Origin of the sequence: Streptosporangium sp. NPDC087985, assembly GCF_044741965.1 — a bacterium.
Classification (GTDB): Bacteria; Actinomycetota; Actinomycetes; order Streptosporangiales; family Streptosporangiaceae; genus Streptosporangium.
Window position 1 is genome coordinate 1 of the sequence record NZ_JBIUTQ010000053.1, and the last position, 3,091, is coordinate 3,091.

4 protein-coding genes and 1 pseudogene are annotated in these 3,091 nt (G+C 65.2%); 1 reads left to right on the plus strand and 4 read right to left on the minus strand.

Features of this window, described 5'->3' with window-relative positions:
• Positions 1-596 (minus strand): annotated as a pseudogene (locus ACIN94_RS32660) (IS5 family transposase); the annotation flags it as partial.
• 222 nt (positions 597-818) lie between these two features.
• On the opposite strand from ACIN94_RS32660, the gene ACIN94_RS32665 reads away from it, so the two are divergent.
• Entirely contained in the window at positions 819-1,241 is a 423-nt protein-coding gene (locus ACIN94_RS32665) for a hypothetical protein (RefSeq protein ID WP_400714866.1), read from the plus strand.
• Between the two features lie 5 nt (positions 1,242-1,246).
• Here the strand turns inward: ACIN94_RS32665 and ACIN94_RS32670 are convergent, their stop codons facing one another.
• The 3 genes from ACIN94_RS32670 to ACIN94_RS32680 all read right to left on the minus strand — a co-directional run.
• The gene (locus ACIN94_RS32670) at positions 1,247-1,921 is read right to left on the minus strand and encodes a DUF6461 domain-containing protein (protein WP_400714869.1); all 675 of its coding nucleotides are present in this window, start codon (positions 1,919-1,921) and stop codon (positions 1,247-1,249) included.
• Positions 1,922-2,176: 255 nt separating this feature from the next.
• Positions 2,177-2,464 (minus strand): hypothetical protein, encoded by a 288-nt coding sequence (locus ACIN94_RS32675; RefSeq protein ID WP_400714872.1) that lies wholly within the window; start codon positions 2,462-2,464, stop codon positions 2,177-2,179.
• A 99-nt stretch (positions 2,465-2,563) separates the two neighbouring features.
• A partial coding sequence (locus tag ACIN94_RS32680) for a transposase (RefSeq protein WP_400714875.1) occupies positions 2,564-3,091 on the minus strand: 528 nt, incomplete at its 5' end.

The following is a 3,091-nucleotide window of genomic DNA, read 5'->3' on the forward strand; positions in this document are numbered from 1 at the left end:
GGGTGATCTGGAACCGGCGGACCTTGTCCCGGTAGACCTCGTGGTCATAGCCGCGGTCGGCGTACAGGTGCTCGGGGCGGCGCAGTGGCTGGCCGTGCTTACCGCGGATCGGCGGGACGGCCTGGATCAGCGGGATCAGTTGGGTGACGTCGCCCGCGGTTGCCGCCGGTGGTGATTGCCGCGAGCGGGATGCCGTGCGCTTCGACGATCAGGTGGTGCTTGCTGCCGGCCTTGCCCCGGTCCACCGGGGACGGACCGGTGGCCGGCCCGCCCTTCATCGCGCGGATGTGGCTGGAGTCGACCGCTGCGCGGGAGAAGTCCAGCAGGTCTGCGGCCCGCAGCTCGGAGAGCAGCAGCTCGTGCAGGTGCTGCCAGACCCCGGCCTCGTTCCAGTCCCGCAGCCGTCGCCAGCAGGTCATCCCCGAGCCGCAGCCCAGCTCCTGGGGCAGAAACTCCCAGCGGATCCCGGTGTACAGCACGAACAGGATCCCGCACAGCACCCTGCGACTATCCAGACGCTTACGACCTGGACGCCGCGGATTACGTGGGACGACCGGCAGCAGCGGCTCGATGCGCGCCCACAACTCGTCGTCGATCTCCCACGGTCTGTCAGCGGTCTTCCTCGTCTCGACTGGCTCGCACCCCCTTCGGCCAGCATCAACGAGAACTGACACACCGTCATTCCCAGAGGTCCAGAAGCCTCTTTTTGTTAGGAGTCGTAAGACCAAGCTCGCCAGCCTCAACCGGATCCCCGTCGACGGCCGCGCCCACTTGGTCGCCCTCGGCATGCCCACCTTCACCGACCCGCCATCCACCTCATGAACGGGAGAGCCCTGCCGATGACACCGCTACACCTGATCTCGTTCGGCTACCTGCACCTGCCCACCGACGCCGAAGGACATCCAGTTCCCCCGACCGCCGACCGCATCGAGGACGTCCGCGACCGACTACGCGACCCTGCCCGCGCTCGCGACATCCTCGATCTCGACGGATTCCACCCCCGCGTTCAGGACGTGGTCCTCAACACCGTCGGAGCTCGGGAACTCATCGACAACCTAGTCGAATACGCGCTGCTGTCCGCTGGCCCGAAAACGATCGCTCTCGGTTGCGCTGGCGGACGTCACAGGGCATGCGGGCTTGTGGAACTCACAGCCCAGCGCGTTCGCGCCCGCGGCCGCGAGGTCGAGATCGAGCACCTTCACGCCCACCTACCCCGCGTCCTGAGGCCCGTGGCCTCATGAGCGGGTCAGTTCGTTCTCGGTGCGACCGCGCACAGATAGGCCGATTCCTCCAGCAGTTGCGCTGTCAACTTGATCCCGGTCAGGTTCTCGGCCAGTGCGAAGACGGCCCCAGTACGAGCCGCTACGTCTTCAGCGACGGCGAGCCTCTCCGGTTTGTCGTTGTCCTCCAGATCAAACCCCGCCCGCCGCATGGCCTCCACCGCTCCGTCTGGATCGCTGCCATATCGGTCAGAGGCGAAGGGGGGCTCGAACCCCAGTTGTATTTCGCCGTACTCCGCCCAGTAGAAGTGCTTGACCGCGTTGACGTTGCGGCGGTGAGACACCAACCGCGTGCCGGCCGACAACGGCTTGATGATCGCCGGAGTGGCTCCCATGAAGCCGTTGGGCTCAACGATGAGGCACCAGTCTTCGACCGACACAGCCCCGAAGAAGTGTCCATCCCAGGTGCCGTAGGGGCCCGGACCGGAGTAAGCAGCGCTGTTCAGATCATCGAAGCTCATGCCAGAAGGAACGTTGTCCATCCAGTCGCCGAATCGCGCCACAACGTCCTCGGTCCGCGCACCAAGTCGTGTCACAACGTCCTCAGGGCGCAAGCTCTCGACCAGGGTGAGGCAGTACGCCTCCCACAAGCTCGGAAATCGGTCATAGAACCAGACGTAGTCAGCTGCTGTCGCGATCACGTCCCCATGCTGCCAGCGCTGACCGACAAAACGATCAGAAGCGAGACAACTAGCTCGAATGCGGTCCCAGCTCCTCTTCCATGCAATCCCTTAGTCCGGAAAAGGGCATGCGGTCTGGCAGAGATCATTACTCAACGCGTTTCGCGCCCGTGGCCGTGACGTCGAGATCGAACACCTCCCCGCTCACCTGCCCCGCGTCCTGAAGACAGCCAGCTCATGATCGGCTTGTTCACCGGGGCGGTAGAACTGAGTTCGTCAAGCCGATGCGGGGCTGTCGCAAGCATCGTCGTTGGACGCGCTGCCGGAGGACAGTCCTTCGAGGAACGACCGGAAATCCCTGGCCAGGGCCAGTTCGGTGTTGAGGTCGGCATCGAACCATGCAACCGCGGGGTCTCCTGCGCGGCCACACCCTCGATAGTCAAGTCCGATCCAGTGGTGCCCGTCGCCGGACAGGAGCACGACGGGCGATGGCATCCCCCATTCCTCGATCAAGTAGGGGGTGTCCAGCAAAGACGTCATGCGTTCGCTTCGGCCGATGCCCATCAGCTCACGGAACGGGACATGGTCAGCACTCCACGAGGTCGGCCGGGACTGTACGGTTTTCGGCTCTGTCCCGTATTCGGTGGTGGCGCTGCGTGACCGTTACTGCAGAAGAATGCGGTGGCGGAGTAGGTCAAACCCGGCCCTGCCGTGCATCTGCCGCATGATTCTCTTCGTTCGCGTGTTGACGCCTTCGGTTCGGCCGTTGTGATGCGGCAGGGTGAGGCCGGCGTTCACCGCGTCGCGGTCGAGCTCGAGGCCATTGGCGAAGCCGTGCAGGTGGGGTAGGTCAGCGGCCCGGGCGGCGGTGATCCAGGCGGTGAGCTTGGCGTCGTTGCCTTCAGTCGGGGTGAGGAGTTCGGCGAAGCTGCGGACCAGGCGGGCGAGCTCGGTCAGTTCGGGGCAAGCAGCCGTGAGTTCCCACAGTAGCCGGGTGTCGCCCTCCCGCAGCTTGTCGGGGCGGGTGAGCAGGAGCCGAGCGAGACGGCGTGGGGTGATGACGGGCCGGTCCCCCTCGGCTCGGCCCTGGGTGATGTAAGGAATAACCCCACAGTTCCCTGAGCCCTCCATCGTCGCCATAGCTCCAGGACCTGGGCGTTCTCCGTACAGCGCACGTCGCTCTGGCGGTTG